This is a genomic window from Pantoea sp. AS142 (genome assembly GCF_037152305.1).
Classification (GTDB): domain Bacteria; phylum Pseudomonadota; class Gammaproteobacteria; order Enterobacterales; family Enterobacteriaceae; genus Pantoea.
The window spans coordinates 1-17,602 of sequence record NZ_JBBCMO010000018.1 but is presented as its reverse complement, the minus strand read 5'-3'; the positions used below and the strand labels follow the sequence as shown (position 1 = coordinate 17,602).

At 54.0% G+C, this 17,602-nt stretch carries 14 protein-coding genes and 1 riboswitch; of the genes, 8 read left to right on the top strand and 6 right to left on the bottom strand.

Features of this window, described 5'->3' with window-relative positions; all coding sequences use genetic code 11:
- The first annotated feature begins 87 nt into the window (after window positions 1-87).
- Window positions 88-4,311: a DNA-directed RNA polymerase subunit beta' gene (gene rpoC / locus WFO64_RS21895; protein WP_337014290.1), complete on the top strand. Its 4,224-nt coding sequence runs from the start codon at window positions 88-90 to the stop codon at window positions 4,309-4,311.
- A gap of 54 nt (window positions 4,312-4,365) precedes the next feature.
- Here rpoC and WFO64_RS21890 read toward each other — a convergent pair whose 3' ends face one another.
- The gene (locus WFO64_RS21890; RefSeq protein ID WP_337014288.1) at window positions 4,366-4,548 is read right to left on the bottom strand and encodes a DUF1127 domain-containing protein; all 183 of its coding nucleotides are present in this window, start codon (window positions 4,546-4,548) and stop codon (window positions 4,366-4,368) included.
- A gap of 174 nt (window positions 4,549-4,722) precedes the next feature.
- On the opposite strand from WFO64_RS21890, the gene WFO64_RS21885 reads away from it, so the two are divergent.
- Window positions 4,723-6,177: an aminotransferase-like domain-containing protein gene (locus tag WFO64_RS21885; RefSeq protein WP_337014286.1), complete on the top strand. Its 1,455-nt coding sequence runs from the start codon at window positions 4,723-4,725 to the stop codon at window positions 6,175-6,177.
- Window positions 6,178-6,370: 193 nt separating this feature from the next.
- Here WFO64_RS21885 and thiE read toward each other — a convergent pair whose 3' ends face one another.
- The 3 genes from thiE to rsd all read right to left on the bottom strand — a co-directional run bounded on the left by thiE (window position 6,371) and on the right by rsd (window position 9,770).
- A complete protein-coding gene (thiE, locus tag WFO64_RS21880; RefSeq protein WP_337014285.1) occupies window positions 6,371-6,997 on the bottom strand; it encodes a thiamine phosphate synthase in 627 nt (208 codons plus the stop codon).
- Window positions 6,998-6,999: 2 nt separating this feature from the next.
- Complete coding sequence (thiC, locus tag WFO64_RS21875; protein WP_337014284.1) at window positions 7,000-8,922, bottom strand: phosphomethylpyrimidine synthase ThiC; 1,923 nt, start codon at window positions 8,920-8,922, stop codon at window positions 7,000-7,002.
- Between the two features lie 87 nt (window positions 8,923-9,009).
- Window positions 9,010-9,110, bottom strand: a riboswitch (TPP riboswitch).
- A gap of 153 nt (window positions 9,111-9,263) precedes the next feature.
- Window positions 9,264-9,770, bottom strand: coding sequence for a sigma D regulator (gene rsd, locus WFO64_RS21870; protein WP_337014283.1), 507 nt, complete (start codon window positions 9,768-9,770; stop codon window positions 9,264-9,266).
- Window positions 9,771-9,859: 89 nt separating this feature from the next.
- Between rsd and nudC the strand changes: the two genes are divergently transcribed.
- The 6 genes from nudC (at window position 9,860) to WFO64_RS21840 (ending at window position 14,256) form a co-directional block, all read left to right on the top strand.
- Window positions 9,860-10,630, top strand: coding sequence for an NAD(+) diphosphatase (gene nudC / locus WFO64_RS21865; RefSeq protein WP_337014282.1), 771 nt, complete (start codon window positions 9,860-9,862; stop codon window positions 10,628-10,630).
- Between the two features lie 40 nt (window positions 10,631-10,670).
- Window positions 10,671-11,738: a uroporphyrinogen decarboxylase gene (gene hemE, locus WFO64_RS21860; RefSeq protein WP_337014280.1), complete on the top strand. Its 1,068-nt coding sequence runs from the start codon at window positions 10,671-10,673 to the stop codon at window positions 11,736-11,738.
- A gap of 2 nt (window positions 11,739-11,740) precedes the next feature.
- Window positions 11,741-12,409: a deoxyribonuclease V gene (gene nfi / locus WFO64_RS21855; protein ID WP_337014278.1), complete on the top strand. Its 669-nt coding sequence runs from the start codon at window positions 11,741-11,743 to the stop codon at window positions 12,407-12,409.
- 63 nt (window positions 12,410-12,472) lie between these two features.
- Window positions 12,473-13,063 carry a YjaG family protein gene (locus WFO64_RS21850; protein ID WP_337014276.1) on the top strand — a complete coding sequence of 197 codons (591 nt, stop codon included), beginning with the start codon at window positions 12,473-12,475 and terminating at the stop codon, window positions 13,061-13,063.
- 188 nt (window positions 13,064-13,251) lie between these two features.
- Window positions 13,252-13,524, top strand: coding sequence for a nucleoid-associated protein HU-alpha (gene hupA / locus WFO64_RS21845; RefSeq protein ID WP_003850136.1), 273 nt, complete (start codon window positions 13,252-13,254; stop codon window positions 13,522-13,524).
- A gap of 69 nt (window positions 13,525-13,593) precedes the next feature.
- The gene (locus WFO64_RS21840) at window positions 13,594-14,256 is read left to right on the top strand and encodes a DUF1481 domain-containing protein (protein WP_337014274.1); all 663 of its coding nucleotides are present in this window, start codon (window positions 13,594-13,596) and stop codon (window positions 14,254-14,256) included.
- A 32-nt stretch (window positions 14,257-14,288) separates the two neighbouring features.
- On the opposite strand, the gene purD is transcribed toward WFO64_RS21840, so the two are convergent.
- Window positions 14,289-15,569, bottom strand: a complete 1,281-nt coding sequence (gene purD, locus WFO64_RS21835; RefSeq protein WP_337014272.1) for a phosphoribosylamine--glycine ligase — start codon at window positions 15,567-15,569, stop codon at window positions 14,289-14,291.
- Window positions 15,570-15,588: 19 nt separating this feature from the next.
- Window positions 15,589-17,178 (bottom strand): bifunctional phosphoribosylaminoimidazolecarboxamide formyltransferase/IMP cyclohydrolase, encoded by a 1,590-nt coding sequence (purH, locus tag WFO64_RS21830; protein ID WP_337014270.1) that lies wholly within the window; start codon window positions 17,176-17,178, stop codon window positions 15,589-15,591.
- Window positions 17,179-17,602: the final 424 nt, after the last annotated feature.

Below are 17,602 nucleotides of genomic sequence, written 5' to 3'. Positions count from 1 at the left end.
GTTTAAAGCGCTCGCAATTGTACTGGTTACGGGGCGTTCAATTTCGGTTGGACGCCCCCTGAGTCTCACTCCGACGGGAGCTAATCCGTGAAAGACTTACTTAAGTTTCTGAAAGCGCAAACTAAGACCGAAGAGTTTGATGCGATCAAAATTGCGCTGGCTTCGCCAGATATGATCCGGTCCTGGTCTTTTGGTGAAGTGAAAAAGCCAGAAACCATTAACTACCGTACTTTTAAGCCAGAGCGCGATGGTCTGTTCTGTGCCCGTATCTTCGGGCCGGTAAAAGACTATGAGTGCCTGTGCGGGAAGTACAAGCGCCTGAAACACCGTGGTGTGATTTGTGAGAAATGCGGCGTTGAAGTGACCCAGACTAAAGTACGCCGTGAGCGTATGGGTCACATCGAACTGGCGTCGCCGACTGCGCACATCTGGTTCCTGAAGTCACTGCCATCGCGTATTGGCTTACTGCTGGATATGCCACTGCGTGATATCGAGCGCGTGCTCTACTTTGAATCTTACGTGGTAATCGAAGGTGGCATGACCAACCTCGAGAAGCGTCAGATCCTGACTGAAGAGCAGTACCTTGACGCTCTGGAAGAGTTCGGTGACGAGTTCGACGCCAAAATGGGCGCGGAAGCGATCCAGGCCCTGTTGAAAAACATGGATCTGGAGCAGGAGTGCGAACAGCTGCGTGAAGAGCTGAACGAAACCAACTCCGAGACCAAACGTAAAAAACTGACCAAGCGTATCAAGCTGCTGGAAGCGTTCGTACAATCTGGTAACAAGCCAGAGTGGATGATCCTGACCGTGCTGCCTGTTCTGCCACCGGATCTGCGTCCTCTGGTACCGCTGGATGGTGGACGTTTCGCAACGTCGGATCTGAACGATCTCTATCGTCGCGTCATCAACCGTAACAACCGTCTGAAGCGTCTGCTGGATCTGGCTGCGCCAGATATCATCGTGCGCAATGAAAAACGTATGTTGCAGGAAGCGGTCGATGCACTGCTGGACAACGGTCGTCGCGGTCGTGCGATCACCGGTTCCAACAAGCGTCCGCTGAAATCGCTGGCTGACATGATCAAAGGTAAGCAGGGTCGTTTCCGTCAGAACCTGCTGGGTAAACGTGTCGACTATTCAGGTCGTTCGGTTATCACCGTTGGTCCATACCTGCGCCTGCATCAGTGCGGTCTGCCGAAGAAAATGGCACTCGAACTGTTCAAACCGTTCATTTACGGCAAGCTGGAACTGCGTGGCCTGGCCACCACCATCAAAGCCGCGAAGAAAATGGTTGAGCGCGAAGAAGCGGTTGTCTGGGATATCCTTGACGAAGTGATCCGTGAGCACCCGGTTCTGCTGAACCGTGCGCCTACACTGCACCGTCTGGGTATTCAGGCCTTTGAACCGGTTCTGATTGAAGGTAAAGCGATCCAGCTACACCCGTTGGTTTGTGCGGCCTATAACGCCGACTTCGATGGTGACCAGATGGCTGTTCACGTACCGCTGACGCTGGAAGCCCAGCTGGAAGCACGTGCGTTGATGATGTCGACCAACAACATCCTGTCACCGGCGAACGGCGAGCCAATCATCGTTCCTTCTCAGGACGTTGTACTGGGTCTGTATTACATGACCCGTGACTGTGTTAACGCCAAAGGCGAAGGCATGGTGCTGACCGGCCCGAAAGAAGCTGAGCGTATTTATCGCGCTGGCCTTGCCTCTCTGCATGCTCGCGTTAAGGTGCGTATTACCGAACACGAGAAAAACGAGCAGGATGAGTGGGTTGCTAAAACCAGCATCATCGACACAACGATTGGCCGTGCCATCCTATGGATGATCGTGCCGAAAGGTCTGCCTTTCTCTATCGTTAACCAGGCGCTGGGCAAAAAAGCTATCTCCAAAATGCTGAACACCTGTTACCGCATTCTGGGCCTGAAGCCGACCGTTATCTTTGCTGACCAGACGATGTACACCGGTTTCGCTTACGCCGCCCGTTCAGGCGCGTCAGTCGGTATCGACGATATGGTTATTCCAGAGAAGAAAGTGGAAATCATCACCGAAGCGGAAGCTGAAGTGGCTGAGATTCAGGAGCAGTTCCAGTCTGGTCTGGTAACCGCAGGCGAACGTTACAACAAAGTCATCGATATCTGGGCAGCGGCTAACGAACGTGTTGCGAAGGCGATGATGGAAAACCTCTCTACCGAAACTGTGATTAACCGTGACGGCGTAGAAGAGCGGCAGGTTTCCTTTAACAGCATCTTTATGATGGCTGACTCCGGTGCGCGTGGTTCTGCAGCACAGATTCGTCAGCTGGCCGGTATGCGTGGTTTGATGGCGAAGCCAGATGGCTCCATTATCGAAACACCCATCACGGCGAACTTCCGTGAAGGGTTGAACGTACTCCAGTACTTCATCTCAACCCACGGTGCTCGTAAAGGTCTGGCGGATACCGCACTGAAAACAGCGAACTCCGGTTATCTGACACGTCGTCTGGTTGACGTTGCACAGGATCTGGTTGTTACCGAAGATGACTGTGGTACACACGAAGGCATCATGATGACACCTGTCATCGAAGGTGGCGACGTTAAAGAGCCACTGCGTGAACGTGTACTGGGTCGTGTTACCGCTGAAGATGTTCTGAAGCCTGGCACTGCTGATATTCTGGTTCCACGCAACACGCTGCTCGATGAGCACTGGTGTGACGTGCTGGAACTGAACTCAGTCGACAGCCTGAAAGTTCGTTCAGTAGTGGGTTGTGAAACTGACTTTGGTGTATGTGCGCACTGCTACGGTCGCGACCTGGCACGTGGTCACATCATCAACAAAGGTGAAGCGATCGGTGTTATTGCGGCACAGTCCATCGGTGAGCCAGGTACACAGCTGACGATGCGTACGTTCCACATCGGTGGTGCGGCATCACGTGCGGCTGCTGAATCCAGCATTCAGGTTAAGAACAAAGGTACCATCAAGCTGACCAATGCTAAGTCGGTAACGAACTCGGCAGGCAAGCTGGTGATCACCTCGCGTAACGTTGAACTGAAAATGATCGACGAATTTGGTCGTACCAAAGAGAGCTATAAAGTTCCTTATGGTTCTACCATGGCGAAAGGTGATGGTGAGCAGGTTGCAGCGGGCGAAACCGTAGCAAACTGGGATCCGCATACCATGCCGGTAATCACCGAAGTGGGCGGGTTTATTCGCTTCACGGACATGGTTGATGGCCAGACCATTACCCGTCAGACAGATGACTTAACCGGTCTTTCTTCGCTGGTGGTTCTGGACAGTGCTGAACGTACGGCGGGCGGTAAAGATCTGCGTCCTGCGCTGAAAATTATTGATGCTAACGGCAACGACGTTCTGATCCCGGGCACCGATATGCCGGCTCAGTATTTCCTGCCAGGTAAAGCAATTGTTCAGCTGGAAGATGGTGTTAAGATCAGTGCAGGCGACACGCTGGCGCGTGTTCCGCAGGAATCTGGCGGTACCAAGGATATTACCGGTGGTCTGCCACGCGTTGCTGACCTGTTCGAAGCGCGTCGTCCGAAAGAGCCAGCTATTCTGGCGGAGATCAGCGGTATCATCTCCTTCGGTAAAGAGACCAAAGGTAAGCGTCGTCTGGTAATTACTCCGCTAGATGGCAGCGATCCGTACGAAGAGATGATTCCGAAATGGCGTCAGCTGAACGTGTTTGAAGGTGAACGCGTTGAGCGCGGTGACGTGGTTTCCGATGGCCCAGAGTCTCCACATGACATCCTGCGCTTGCGTGGCGTGCATGCGGTGACCCGTTACATCACTAACGAAGTGCAGGAAGTTTACCGTCTGCAGGGTGTTAAGATTAACGATAAGCACATCGAAGTCATCGTTCGTCAGATGCTGCGTAAAGCAACCATCGTGAGCGCAGGAAGTGCAGACTTCCTGGAAGGTGAGCAGGCTGAATTCTCTCGCATCAAGATCTCCAACCGTGATCTGGAAGCGAATGGAAAAGTTGGCGCAACCTTCATGCGTGACCTGCTGGGTATTACCAAAGCGTCACTGGCTACCGAATCGTTCATCTCTGCAGCATCGTTCCAGGAGACCACGCGTGTTCTGACCGAAGCGGCAGTAGCAGGCAAACGCGACGAATTGCGCGGCCTGAAAGAGAACGTGATCGTGGGTCGTCTGATCCCGGCCGGTACCGGTTACGCCTACCATCAGGATCGTATGCGCCGCAAAGCGGCAGGTGAAGTTCCGGTTGCACCGCAGGTTACTGCGGATGAAGCCTCAGCCAGCCTGGCTGAATTGTTGAATGCCGGTCTCGGCGGCAACAAAGACGATTAATTGTCCTTTACCTGATAAAAACCCTGCTTCGGCAGGGTTTTTTTTGTCTCGGATTCAGGCATTCCAGTCGTTACGGCCGATGCCAATATCTTTCAACTGACTGTCACTCAGCTTCGACAGAATGACACGCGTCTCACGCCGCAACTGCCAGCGTTTATAACTGCGCCACAGTTTAATAACTATATGATAAGGCGTGCCTGAAAACGGTTTAGCTGCGCGATTTTCATCGTATCCCATGGTAGAGCCCTCAATAATTTGTCTGAGGACTATTTTCAGCGGATCGTTATACATGATACAGATGCAAAAAATACATTTTTTTAACATACAGATTGCCCTAATGGAGATCTGAATGGTAGAAAAGGAGCATAACTGTACTGGTTGCAGCTCAATCTCGAAGCCACAGGAAATACAATGACCCGATATGAACATCTGGCCACACTGCTGGCTCAGCGTATAGAACAAGGCTTATATCGCAGTGGTGAACGCCTGCCGTCGGTACGCAGTCTGAGTGCTGAACATGGCGTCAGTATCAGCACCGTGCAGCAGGCTTATCATCTGCTGGAAGAGAAGCAGATGATTACGCCGCAGTCGCGCTCCGGCTATTTTGTTGCCTCGCGCAAAGCGACGCCGCCAATCCCTGCGCTCACCCGTCCCGCACAGCGGCCAGTTGAGGTGACGCAGTGGGATGCTGTACTGGAACTGATTAATAGCCGTCTGGAAGATGATGTGTTGCAACTGGGCAGCGGCATGCCCGATCTGACGCAGCCGACGCTAAAGCCGCTCTGGAAAACCTTCAGCCGACAGGCGCAGAAGCAGGAAATCGCGCTGCTGAATTATGACAACCTCTATGGTGTACTCGCGCTGCGGCAACAGGTTGCGCGACTGGCGATAGATAGCGGTTGCCAGCTCACCGCCGATGATATCGTTATTACTACTGGCTGCCACGAAGCATTGTCGGTAGCCGTGCGTGCAGTCTGCGAGCCGGGCGATATCATTGCCGTTGAGTCGCCTTCGTTTCACGGCATCATGCAAACCCTGCGTGGCTTTGGCATTCGTGCCATCGAGATCCCGACCGATGCGTTAACCGGCATCAGTCTGGAAGCGCTGGAACTGGCTTTTGATCAATGGCCGATTAAAGCCGTCGTGGTCGTACCGAATTGCAATAATCCGCTGGGATTTATTATGCCTGAGCAGCGTAAGCGTACATTGCTGGCACTGGCGCAGAGGTTTGATGCGGCGGTGATTGAAGATGATGTTTATGGTGAGTTAGCCTGGGAATACCCGCGCCCACCCACCATTAAAGCGCTGGATCTCGATGGCCGTGTTCTGCTGTGCAGCTCCTTTTCCAAAACGCTGGCACCGGGTTTGCGCGTCGGCTGGGTTGCACCAGGCCGCTATCGCGACCGTGTGCTGCACATGAAGTATATTGTCACAGGTTCCACCGCTACGCAGCCACAGCATGCGGTCTCAGAGTTTATCCGCCAGGGCCATTATCAGCCCCACCTGCGCCGGATGCGGCAAATCTATCACCGTAACTATGAAACCTTTAGCTGCTGGGTACGGCAATACTTTCCCTGCGGCATCTGTGTTTCCCGTCCTCAGGGTGGCTTTCTGATGTGGATAGAACTACCAGAAGCATTTGATGCGGTCCGGCTTAACCGCGAACTGCGCGAGTCAAAAATTCAGATTGCTGTGGGTTCACTGTTTTCGGCATCGGGTAAATATCGTAACTGTTTGCGCGTAAACTACGGGCTGCCAATCAACGAGCAAACTGAACAGGCGCTGGCGCTGGTGGGTGCAGCCGTCGAACGCGCCATGCTCTCGTGCCAGCATGAGACGCAGACTTCAGCCTCTACTCTCACGTAGTGAAAAGAAGGAACAGGGCCGGCAAGAGGAGGGAACCGGCCCTGGTCAGATAACCTTAACCTGACGGATGCCACGTTAAGGTTTTGGATTAAAGCACGCCAGCGGCAACATAGGTTTTTGCGCGACGCTTTCCCGAAAGAATGCTGGCATTACTTATTTTGCAGTCGCTATGCGAAACAGGTTCCACACATTCCTATTTCTGCGGCTCTGCCAGTGCCAGCAGGGTACGCGTTGCTTCACGCCAGTCATCTGCCTGGGTAATCGCACTCACCACCGCGATGCTGCCCACACCGGTTGCGAGCACATCGGGTGCTCGTGCAATTGAGATTCCGCCAATCGCCACGGTGGGAAGATGCGTCAGACGTGTCAGATGTCGCTTTAGCTGCTCAATGCCCTGAGGCGCAGAAGGCATCTCTTTGGTCTGTGTCGGAAAGATATGCCCAAGCGCGATATAAGAGGGCTGGATCGCCAGGGCGCGATCCAGTTCCGCATCATCGTGGGTGGAGAGTCCCAGTCGCAATCCGGCCTGATGAATGTGGGCGAGATCTGCGAAATCCAGATCTTCCTGACCCAGATGCACGCCATAGGCGTGATGCTTAATCGCCAGCTGCCAGTAGTCATTAATAAACAGGCGCGCGTCAAAGCGTTTGCCCAGTGCAATCGCCTGAGCAATGGCGTGCTCGGCGACCTCATCGGGCTGATCTTTCATGCGCAGCTGCAGCGTGCGAACGCCCGTCTCCAGCAGGCGTTCAATCCACGCGGGACTATCAACTACCGGATAAAGCCCCAGGCGCGGAGCGGTAGCGGGAAATGCAGGCATGGTTAATCCTCATTAATGGCATCGGCGGGGTGATAAAACTCATCGCCGCGGCTGCGTAAACGGTCTGACATTTGCGCCATGCCTACTTCAACCGGCTCGGCACGGGCATCCTGGCGTGCCGCAAACTCGCGCACCTCCTGGGAAATTTTCATCGAGCAGAATTTAGGACCGCACATTGAGCAGAAATGGGCCACTTTGCCCGACTCCTGCGGCAGGGTTTCATCATGCATAGCCCTTGCAGTATGGGGATCCAGCGCCAGGTTAAACTGATCTTCCCAGCGGAATTCAAAGCGCGCTTTGGACATGGCGTTATCACGTATCTGCGCCCCCGGATGGCCTTTCGCCAGATCGGCGGCATGCGCCGCGATTTTGTAGGTGATCAATCCTTGCTTCACATCGTCTTTGTTCGGCAGGCCCAGATGTTCTTTGGGCGTGACGTAACACAACATGGCGCAACCAAACCAGCCAATCATGGCGGCACCGATACCTGAGGTAAAATGGTCATAGCCAGGTGCAATGTCAGTGGTAAGCGGGCCAAGCGTATAGAAGGGGGCTTCATCGCACAGGTCGAGCTGTTCGGTCATGTTGCGACGAATCATATGCATCGGGACATGCCCCGGCCCCTCAATCATCACCTGAACGTCATATTCCCAGGCGATGCGGGTCAGTTCGCCCAGGGTACGCAGTTCGGCAAACTGTGCCTCATCATTGGCATCCTGAATCGACCCCGGACGTAAGCCGTCACCCAGAGACAGGGAAACATCATAAGCGGCGCAGATTTCACAGATCTCCCGGAAGTGCTGATACAGGAAGCTCTCCTGATGATGCGACAGGCACCATTTGGCCATGATCGATCCACCCCGCGACACAATCCCGGTCAGACGCTTCGCGGTCATCGGGACATAACGCAGCAGCACGCCAGCATGGATCGTGAAATAATCGACGCCTTGCTCTGCCTGCTCAAGTAGCGTGTCCCGGAAAATTTCCCAGTTCAGTGCCTCGGCCACGCCATTCACTTTTTCCAGCGCCTGATAAATCGGCACGGTACCAATGGGCACGGGACTGTTTCGCAAAATCCATTCGCGTGTTTCATGAATATAACGGCCGGTAGAGAGATCCATCACCGTATCGGCTCCCCAGCGAGTCGACCAGACCAGTTTTTCCACTTCTTCCTCAATGGAAGAGGTTACTGCCGAGTTACCGATGTTGGCGTTGACCTTAACCAGAAAGTTGCGGCCAATGATCATCGGCTCCGATTCAGGGTGATTGATATTGGCAGGGATGATGGCGCGGCCGGCAGCGACCTCCTGACGGACAAACTCGGGCGTGATATCGGCGGGCAGATGCGCGCCAAAACTATGGCCTGGATGCTGTTGCAGCAACACCTCACTGCGGATTCGCTCCCGGCCCATATTTTCCCGCAGGGCGATAAATTCCATTTCCGGGGTAATGATCCCCTGGCGGGCATAGTGCAGTTGCGTGACGCGGTGGCCTGCGCGGGCACGGCGCGGTGTCGGAAGTTGATCGAAGCGCAGATGATCCAGTCCCTCGTCAGCCAGCCGCTGCTGGGTATAGTCTGAGCTGTTCTGTTCCAGAAGCACGCTGTCGTCGCGTTCAGCAATCCAGCGGGCGCGCAGCTTTTCAAGGCCACGATGAACATCGATCTGTGCCGCGGAATCGCCATAAGCCCCCGCCGTGTCATAGACCGGTACCGCTTCGTTTTGCTCATAAAGAGGCTGTTCTTTGCTGCCGCCGAGGTGGGTCGGGCTGAGCGCGATTTCGCGCATGGGAACGCGAATATCCTCGCGGCTGCCGGTAATCCAGATGCGACGGGACTGGGGAAATGCACTGCCGCTTTGCAAGGAATCGATAAATTCCTGCGCCTGGGCACGTTGTTCACGACGGGTTATTTTTGGGTCAGACATAGCAATCTTCCTGTTAAGGGGGAACGATGCTTGTCCGGAGTTCGGAAGGAGTAACCGTATAGACAGCGTAAACGTACTGGCATACAGAAAATATTTACTCTTGTTCCCTTCGCAGGTTCTAACCTGATCAGGTTCCGCGGATCCCGAATTAACGGTCTCAGCCCAACTGGGCACTCCGACAAGAAGCTGTTTTTACGCTGGCGTCTGATCACAACAGAGTCAGGCGTAAACCTTGTATTTCAAAGCAAAAATAAAAAAGGTTCTTTGGAGTACGCTCCTCAGAACCTGTTCAGCATAAAAGGGCGACGAGATAATCTCAACCCTTTTACCAGTGATGACGGCTAAGCCGGACGCGCGATATGGCTGTCATTGGCAACCGGCGGAGTGGCAAGCTGGTTATCCCATGCCAGCTGGATCAGATTATCTTCCAGCGTAAACCGTGCTTCCAGCACTTCGCCGACTTCGGACAGCGCCTGCTGAAAGGTCATGCAGTTCTCGTCGTCGATCGCCTGTTGCAGTTGACCGTCATACAGTTGCATCAGACGTTCAGTGTTGGCTTCCAACGGTGGATAGATCTGCGCGGCGGCGATCATCGGGCTGTCGCCACTCATTTCACTGATGACGCGTTCATAGATACTGAAGTGACCTGCAGAAAGATAATCGACCAGGCTGTGACAGAAGTTGTCCAGAGCCTGTTCATCCAGACGCGTCAGCGCCTCTTTTTTAGGTTTAAGGCCGACAAGGTGATAATAGGTCACCAGTAGCTGACGACGAGCTTCAAGCCACGAATCGACCAGTTCATTACTGCCACCTACGCGTTCAGCCAGGACGTCTAACTGGTTAAGCATATCTAACTCCATGTGAGTTATAGTTGTTTATCTACACACTTAACATCAGGGCTTCAGCGTGCGTTTTGACGCTAAGGATGACGAAATAAATGCAATACGAAATCTCAAGCGTAGACGCTGGATGGTGGATTGTCAGCCATGAACAGAAACTTTGGTTGCCACAAGGTGATTTGCCCCACGGAAACGCCGAAAAATTTGGTTTGACCGGCAGTAAGGCCCGCACTATCGGTGAATGGCAGGGCGAAAAAGTCTGGCTAATTTGTGAGCCGCGTTCTGCCGATATGTTCTCAGTACGACAGTTGATCGATCAGGATGTAGAGCTGTTTCAGCTGGTGGGTCGCGGTGTGCAGCTGGCAGAATTCTACCGGTCTCATCGCTGGTGCGGCTATTGCGGCCATGAGATGTACCACAGCAAACATGAATTTGCCTGTCTCTGCAGTCACTGCCGCGAGCGTTACTATCCACAGATCGCTCCCTGCATCATTGTCGCTATCCGTCGTGGTGATGAAATCCTGCTGGCGAATCATGCCCGCCATCGCAACAAGGTCTACACCGTGCTGGCGGGTTTTGTGGAAGTTGGCGAGACGCTGGAGCAGGCCGTTGCCCGCGAAGTGATGGAAGAGAGCAATATCCGGGTCAAAAACGTCCGTTACGTCACCTCCCAGCCGTGGCCCTTTCCGCAATCGCTGATGACCGCGTTTATGGCGGAATATGCCAGCGGCGATCTGCAACACGACGGCAAAGAGCTGCTGGATGCGGCCTGGTTCCGTTTTGATGACCTGCCCCTGTTGCCGCCGCCAGGCACCGTGGCGCGCCGTCTGATTGAAGATACCGTCGCCCTGTGCCGCGCCGAAGTGTGAAAGTGCTACACTACACGCCTGTTATTGAGAGAGTGTTGAGATGAGTGAACTGAAGAACGATCGTTATTTGCGTGCCCTGTTACGTCAGCCAGTTGATGTCACGCCGGTATGGATGATGCGACAAGCCGGGCGCTATTTACCGGAGTACAAAGCGACACGCGCCCAGGCGGGTGACTTTATGTCGCTATGTAAAAACGCCGAGTTGGCCTGTGAAGTCACTCTCCAGCCGCTGCGCCGTTATCCGTTGGATGCCGCCATTCTCTTCAGTGACATCCTGACCATTCCGGATGCGATGGGACTGGGTCTCTATTTTGAAACCGGCGAAGGCCCGCGTTTCTCTCATCCTGTGACCTGTCGCGCTGACGTCGAGCGTTTACCGGTGCCCGATCCAGAAATGGAGCTGGGCTATGTGATGAATGCCGTCCGCACTATCCGTAAAAACCTGAACGGTGATCTGCCGCTGATTGGCTTCTCAGGCAGTCCGTGGACGCTGGCCACCTACATGGTGGAAGGCGGCAGCAGCAAGGCATTTACCAAAATCAAGAAGATGATGTATGCCGATCCCGCTACGCTGCACGCGATGCTGGATAAGCTGGCCGACAGCGTCATCCTCTATCTCAATGCTCAGATTCGCGCCGGTGCGCAGTCCGTGATGATATTCGATACCTGGGGCGGCGTGCTGACCGGTCGTGATTATCGCGAGTTCTCACTTCACTACATGCACAAAATTGTCGATGGCCTGCTACGTGAAAACGACGGTCGCCGCGTACCCGTGACGCTCTTCACCAAAGGGGGCGGACAGTGGCTGGAAGCGATGGCTGCCACCGGTTGTGATGCGCTGGGTCTCGACTGGACCACCGATATCGATGACGCCCGACGTCGCGTGGGCGACAAAGTCGCGCTGCAGGGCAACATGGATCCCTCTATGCTCTATGCTGCACCTCAGCGTATTGAACAGGAAGTGGCCGGGATCCTGAAACGCTTTGGCTCAGGCACCGGACATATCTTCAATCTGGGACACGGTATTCATCAGGATGTTCCACCCGAAAATGCAGGTGTCTTTGTTGACGCTGTACATCGCTTATCACGTCCCTGGCATCAGGAGTAATCATGGACATTGCCGCACTTCGCGCTGAGCAGTTAGAACGCGCCGCTGACGTGGTGCGCGAAGACGACTTTGACGTGCTGCCGCCCCGCTTTATTGGCGGAGCAGACGTTGGATTTGAGCAGGAAGGCACCGTCACGCGCGCGGCGATGGTAGTATTGGAATATCCATCGTTGAAGCTGGTGGAACATCGCATCGCGCGCGTTGAGACCACTATGCCCTATATTCCGGGCTTTCTCTCATTCCGTGAGTATCCAGCGCTAATGGCCGCCTGGCAGATGCTGAAACAAAAACCGGATCTGCTGTTTGTGGATGGGCACGGTATTTCGCATCCAAGACGGCTTGGCGTCGCGTCGCATTTTGGCCTGCTGGTCGATGTGCCAACCATTGGCGTCGCAAAAAGTCGTCTGTGTGGACGTTTTGCCGATCTGGATGCGGAGCCTGGCAGTCGTCAGCCGCTGATCGACAAAGGTGAGCAGATAGGCTGGGTATTGCGCAGCAAGCTGCGTTGTAATCCGCTGTTTGTCGCCACCGGCCATCGTGTCAGCCTGGATACCGCGCTACACTGGGTCGAAAACTGTACGCGTGGTTATCGGTTGCCTGAACCTACACGCTGGGCCGATGCGGTTGCTTCGAATCGAGCCGCTTTCCAGCGCTGGCAAAACGCGCTTTAACACTGTTTGTGCTGCGCTTTTGCAGTTACACTGCGGCCAGCGAAACGAATAAGAGCCACCTTTATGTTACAAAATCCCGTTCATCTGCGTCTGGCGAAGCTGGAAAGCTGGCAGCACCTTACTTTTATGGCCTGCCTGTGCGAGCGCATGTATCCCAACTATCGTGCGTTCTGCGAGCAGACTGAATTTGCCGATCCGGCACTCTATCGCCGGGTTCTTGATCTGATCTGGGAAAACCTGACCGTCAAGGATGCGAAGATAAACTTCGACAGCCAGCTGGAAAAGCTCGAAGCTGCCATTCCTGATGGCGATGCGTTTGAGGTTTATGGTGTTTATCCGGCTATCGATGCCTGCGTGGCATTAAGCGAAGTCGTGCATGCGCAGTTGAGCGGTGAAACTCTTGAGCATGCAATTGAAGTCAGCGAGACCTCAATTACCACTGTTGCCATGCTGGAAATGACTCAGGCTGGACGCGAAATGACCGACGAAGAGCTGCGTGAAAACCCAGCTATCATTGATGAGTGGGACCTCCAGTGGGAGATTTTCCGCCTGCTGGCGGAGTGTGAAGAGCGCGACCTTGAATTGATTAAAGGTCTGCGATCTGACCTGCGTGAAGCGGGAATTAGCAACATCGGTATAAATTTCCAGCAGTAAGGCGATAAAACGTGACTTCAGGCCCGAATTAGCGCGCCTGGAGGCTTCACATTGGCCCCCTGTCTGGTCTACATTTGGGGGGCTGAAAATTGTGGCTATCGGTGCGTGCAGGCAGAAGAGTGCCAGAATATGGCTTTTCCCTCGCACTCGTTGCTTAGCAAGCGATAAATACACTTTAAGGATAACTTATGAATAAGACTCAATTGATTGACGTGATCGCAGAAAAAGCTGACCTGTCTAAAACTCAGGCAAAGGCAGCGCTGGAATCTACTCTGGCTGCGATCACTGAGTCTCTGAAAGATGGTGATGCTGTACAACTGGTTGGTTTTGGTACTTTTAAAGTGAACCACCGCGCTGAGCGTACCGGTCGTAACCCGCAGACTGGCAAAGAGATCAAAATCGCTGCAGCAAATGTACCGGCATTCGTGTCTGGTAAAGCGCTGAAAGACGCCGTTAAGTAAGACGTCGCACTGCGGTTAAGCTTTAAAACAGGGGGCGTTTCGCCCCTTTTGTTTAAGAGGCCAGCCATCATGACCCCGCTGTTTAAGCGTTTATCTGTTCTGTTTCTCTCCTTGTTTCTATTTGGTTGCAGCTCTACTCCGGATATTCCCCCCTTTTCTGCTAGTGGCTATCTTGCCGATCGTGGTGTTGTTCGTATCTGGCGCAAAAACAGCGACCATCAGTCGGTACATATTCGCACCTTTTATACGCCGTTCAGTGGCGGTGAGGGGGAGGTGACGGATTATGTCTGGCTGCAAGAAGCGTTAATCAGCATTCAGCGTCAGGTGAAGGGTAAACAACCTGACGATGTGACTCTGCGTTTTGATCAGGCTGGTGGGCTTAACTTTATGCAGCGTCAGCTTTCAGGCCGGCGTGAAGCGGTCAGCCCGGATGCCGTTGAACTCTATAAATTTGATGCCCAGCGGATGCGCAGCCTCAGCGATGCGCTGTTAAGTGGTCAGGTGTTCCTCAGACAGGGACACTGGCTGGGAAACAATGTGCTGAAGAGTTGCGAAGGCCAGCAGGTCAGACCCGCTTTTGATGCTGACGCTCTGCAGATGCTGACACAACAGCAACGCAGCGTATCGGCACAGCTGATGGTGTCATGGCTGGAAGCACCGGAAGGCATACAGCTGTTGCGCGTCAGTCAGCAGGATGATTGCTCACAGCAGCCGACAGAAGAAGATATGTGAATTGAAAAGGGGGCACCTTGTGCCCCCTGAATTTATTTACGATTAATGGCGCGGTAGCCAATATCGCGGCGACAGAAGCTGCCCTGCCATGAGATCGGCTTTGTCAGCTCGTAAGCCCGTTTTTGTGCCGCAGCCACATCATCACCCAGCGCGGTTACGCACAGCACGCGGCCACCGTTCGTCAGCACCCGGTCATCTTCCAGCCTTGTTCCGGCGTGGAATACCTTGCCGTCAGCAACCTCTTCCAATGGCAGACCATGGATCTGATCGCCCTGAGTGTAGTCTCCCGGATAACCGCCTGCCGCCAGTACCACACCCAGCGCAGGACGGGGATCCCATTCTGACGTTTTCCGATCCAGCTTACGATCACAGGCGGCCAGGCAAAGATCGACCAGATCCGACTTTAGGCGCAGCATGATCGGCTGAGTTTCCGGATCGCCAAAGCGGCAGTTAAATTCAATCACTTTCGGCTGCCCGCTGTGATCGATCATCAGGCCCGCATAGAGAAAACCCGTGTAGACGTTGCCTTCAGCGGCCATGCCACGTACTGTCGGCCAGATAACCTGATCCATGACGCGCTGGTGGATCTCATCGGTGACAACCGGAGCCGGAGAATAGGCTCCCATTCCGCCTGTGTTCGGACCGGCGTCGCCATCGCCCACACGTTTGTGATCCTGGCTGGTGGCCATTGGCAGCACATGCTCGCCGTCCACCATCACGATGAAGCTGGCTTCTTCGCCATCCAGAAACTCTTCAATCACAATGCGGTGTCCGGCATCGCCAAAGGCGTTGCCGGCCAGCATATCCTGAACCGCATCCTCGGCTTCCTGCAGCGTCATCGCTACAATCACGCCTTTACCTGCGGCCAGGCCGTCGGCTTTAATAACGATAGGTGCGCCTTTCTCACGCAGATAAGCGAGAGCAGGCTCAATCTCGGTAAAGTTCTGGTACGCCGCGCTGGGGATCTGATGACGTGCCAGAAAATCTTTAGTAAAGGCTTTAGAGCCTTCCAGCTGTGCAGCGGCCTGAGTCGGGCCAAAGATAGCTAGCCCTGCCTCACGGAATGCATCTACTACACCAATCACCAACGGCGCTTCCGGTCCGACAATCGTCAGATCGATCTTTTCACGCTGGGCAAATTCAAGCAGGGCAGAGACATCTGTCGCACCAATCGCGACATTTTGCAGAGCAGGCTCTAATGCGGTACCTGCGTTACCCGGCGCGACAAACACGGTGTCCGCCAGTGGCGATTGGGCCGCCTTCCAGGCCAGAGCATGTTCACGTCCGCCATTGCCGATTACTAAAATTTTCATTTATTACTCTCCCGAACGATTAGTGGCGGAAATGGCGCATGTTGGTGAAGATCATGGCAATGCCGTGCTCATCAGCCGCCGCAATCACTTCTTCATCGCGGATGGAGCCGCCTGGCTGGATAACGCAACTCACGCCTACCGCCGCTGCAGCATCAATACCATCACGGAACGGGAAGAATGCATCCGACGCCATGGCTGAGCCTTTCACTTCCAGGCTTTCATCGCCCGCTTTGATACCCGCAATTTTAGCGGAGTAGACGCGGCTCATCTGCCCGGCGCCAATGCCGATAGTCATGCTGTCCCGTGAATAAACAATGGCATTGGACTTAACAAACTTCGCGACTTTCCAGCAGAACAGCGCATCACGCAACTCCTGCTCAGTTGGCTGGCGCTTACTGACTACGCGCAGCTGGCTGGCATCAACCATGCCAAGATCGCGATCCTGTACCAGCAGGCCACCGTTGACGCGTTTGAAATCCAGTGCGGCAGTGCGGTTTTGCCATTGGCCGCAGATCAGGACACGAACATTCTGTTTCGCGGCGGTAATCTTAAGAACGGCCTCGGAAACGGCTGGCGCAATAATCACCTCAACAAACTGGCGGCTGATAATGGCCTGCGCAGTTTTTTCATCCAGTTCGCGGTTAAAGGCGATGATACCGCCGAACGCAGAGGTCGGATCGGTCTGGTAAGCACGCTCATAGGCTGACAGAAGAGAGTCACCGGTCGCTACGCCACAGGGATTAGCATGTTTGACGATGACGCAGGCGGGTTCACTGAACTCTTTGACACATTCCAGAGCGGCATCCGTGTCAGCAATATTGTTATAGGAGAGCGCTTTACCCTGAACCTGCTGCGCGGTCGCCACTGAAGCTTCAGCGATGTTCTCTTCTATATAGAAGGCCGCATCCTGATGGCTGTTTTCACCGTAGCGCATATCCTGCTTCTTAATGAAGTTCAAATTCAGGGTACGCGGGAAACGGCCGGCGGGCTGATTACGTTCACCGTGATAGGCGGGTACAAGGCTACCAAAGTAGTTAGCGATCATACTGTCATAAGCGGCGGTGTGTTCGAAAGCTTTGATCGCCAGATCGAAACGGGTCTCAAGCGTCAGCGCGTTCTCATGGGCATCCATTTCGGCAATGATGGCCTCGTAGTCGCCGCTGCTGACCACTATTGCCACATCCTTATGGTTCTTAGCGGCAGAGCGCACCATGGTCGGGCCACCGATGTCGATATTTTCCACCGCGTCTTCCAGTGAACATCCTTCACGGGCGACGGTCTGTGCAAAGGGATAAAGATTAACGACCACCATGTCGATTGGGCTGATGTCGTATTGCGCCATAATGGCATCATCCTGGCCGCGACGACCTAAAATGCCACCATGCACTTTCGGATGCAGGGTTTTGACGCGTCCATCCATCATTTCCGGGAAACCGGTATAGTCAGAGACTTCTGTGACAGCCAGACCCGCATCCGTCAGCAGGCGCGCTGTCCCGCCAGTAGAGAGCAGTTCGACACCGCGATTAGAGAGCGCCTGAGCAAATTCGAGGATACCGGCTTTGTCAGAGACACTGAGCAATGCGCGGCTTACAGGACGAGTTTGTTGCATGGTGGTTTATCCCTTGGCTTTGTTTCGCGTATATAAGAGCGTTACATCAGGTTTTACAGCGGTTTTCTCTCCTATATAAGAAGAAAAAAATCAAAAACCTCAGGTAACGCCCCGAAAAGGGGGGGCGTAATTTTGTCCGGCATTGTAGCGAAAACGTTTGCGTGATGCTCGCTTAAATTTATTTAGCCCGGCCAGTGTGGATAACGTTGTGTGTAACTGCGTATAACAGCGGCTTTTGCTGTGGAATGCAGCGAACGCTCTTTTTTATGCAATTTATGGGTTGCGCCTCTCAGACAACGCCCTATAATGCGCATCCATCAACACGGCACACCGGCAACGGGAAACGGGTTGAGAGGCACAGGAGACTGGGCCGCCGGAGAAAAACTTCTGAAATAGAGGTTGACTCTGCAGGAGGAACGCGTAA

What these genes read in the sequence shown, in the direction of transcription:
- hupA (WP_003850136.1), top strand. Translation starts at nt 13,252, where the DNA reads ATGAATAAGACTCAATTGATTGACGTGATCGCAGAAAAAGCTGACCTG.
- WFO64_RS21885 (WP_337014286.1), top strand. Translation starts at nt 4,723, where the DNA reads ATGACCCGATATGAACATCTGGCCACACTGCTGGCTCAGCGTATAGAA.
- purH (WP_337014270.1), bottom strand. Translation starts at nt 17,178, where the DNA reads ATGCAACAAACTCGTCCTGTAAGCCGCGCATTGCTCAGTGTCTCTGAC.
- nudC (WP_337014282.1), top strand. Translation starts at nt 9,860, where the DNA reads ATGCAATACGAAATCTCAAGCGTAGACGCTGGATGGTGGATTGTCAGC.
- WFO64_RS21840 (WP_337014274.1), top strand. Translation starts at nt 13,594, where the DNA reads ATGACCCCGCTGTTTAAGCGTTTATCTGTTCTGTTTCTCTCCTTGTTT.
- WFO64_RS21850 (WP_337014276.1), top strand. Translation starts at nt 12,473, where the DNA reads ATGTTACAAAATCCCGTTCATCTGCGTCTGGCGAAGCTGGAAAGCTGG.
- hemE (WP_337014280.1), top strand. Translation starts at nt 10,671, where the DNA reads ATGAGTGAACTGAAGAACGATCGTTATTTGCGTGCCCTGTTACGTCAG.
- rsd (WP_337014283.1), bottom strand. Translation starts at nt 9,770, where the DNA reads ATGCTTAACCAGTTAGACGTCCTGGCTGAACGCGTAGGTGGCAGTAAT.
- thiC (WP_337014284.1), bottom strand. Translation starts at nt 8,922, where the DNA reads ATGTCTGACCCAAAAATAACCCGTCGTGAACAACGTGCCCAGGCGCAG.
- purD (WP_337014272.1), bottom strand. Translation starts at nt 15,569, where the DNA reads ATGAAAATTTTAGTAATCGGCAATGGCGGACGTGAACATGCTCTGGCC.
- nfi (WP_337014278.1), top strand. Translation starts at nt 11,741, where the DNA reads ATGGACATTGCCGCACTTCGCGCTGAGCAGTTAGAACGCGCCGCTGAC.
- WFO64_RS21890 (WP_337014288.1), bottom strand. Translation starts at nt 4,548, where the DNA reads ATGGGATACGATGAAAATCGCGCAGCTAAACCGTTTTCAGGCACGCCT.
- thiE (WP_337014285.1), bottom strand. Translation starts at nt 6,997, where the DNA reads ATGCCTGCATTTCCCGCTACCGCTCCGCGCCTGGGGCTTTATCCGGTA.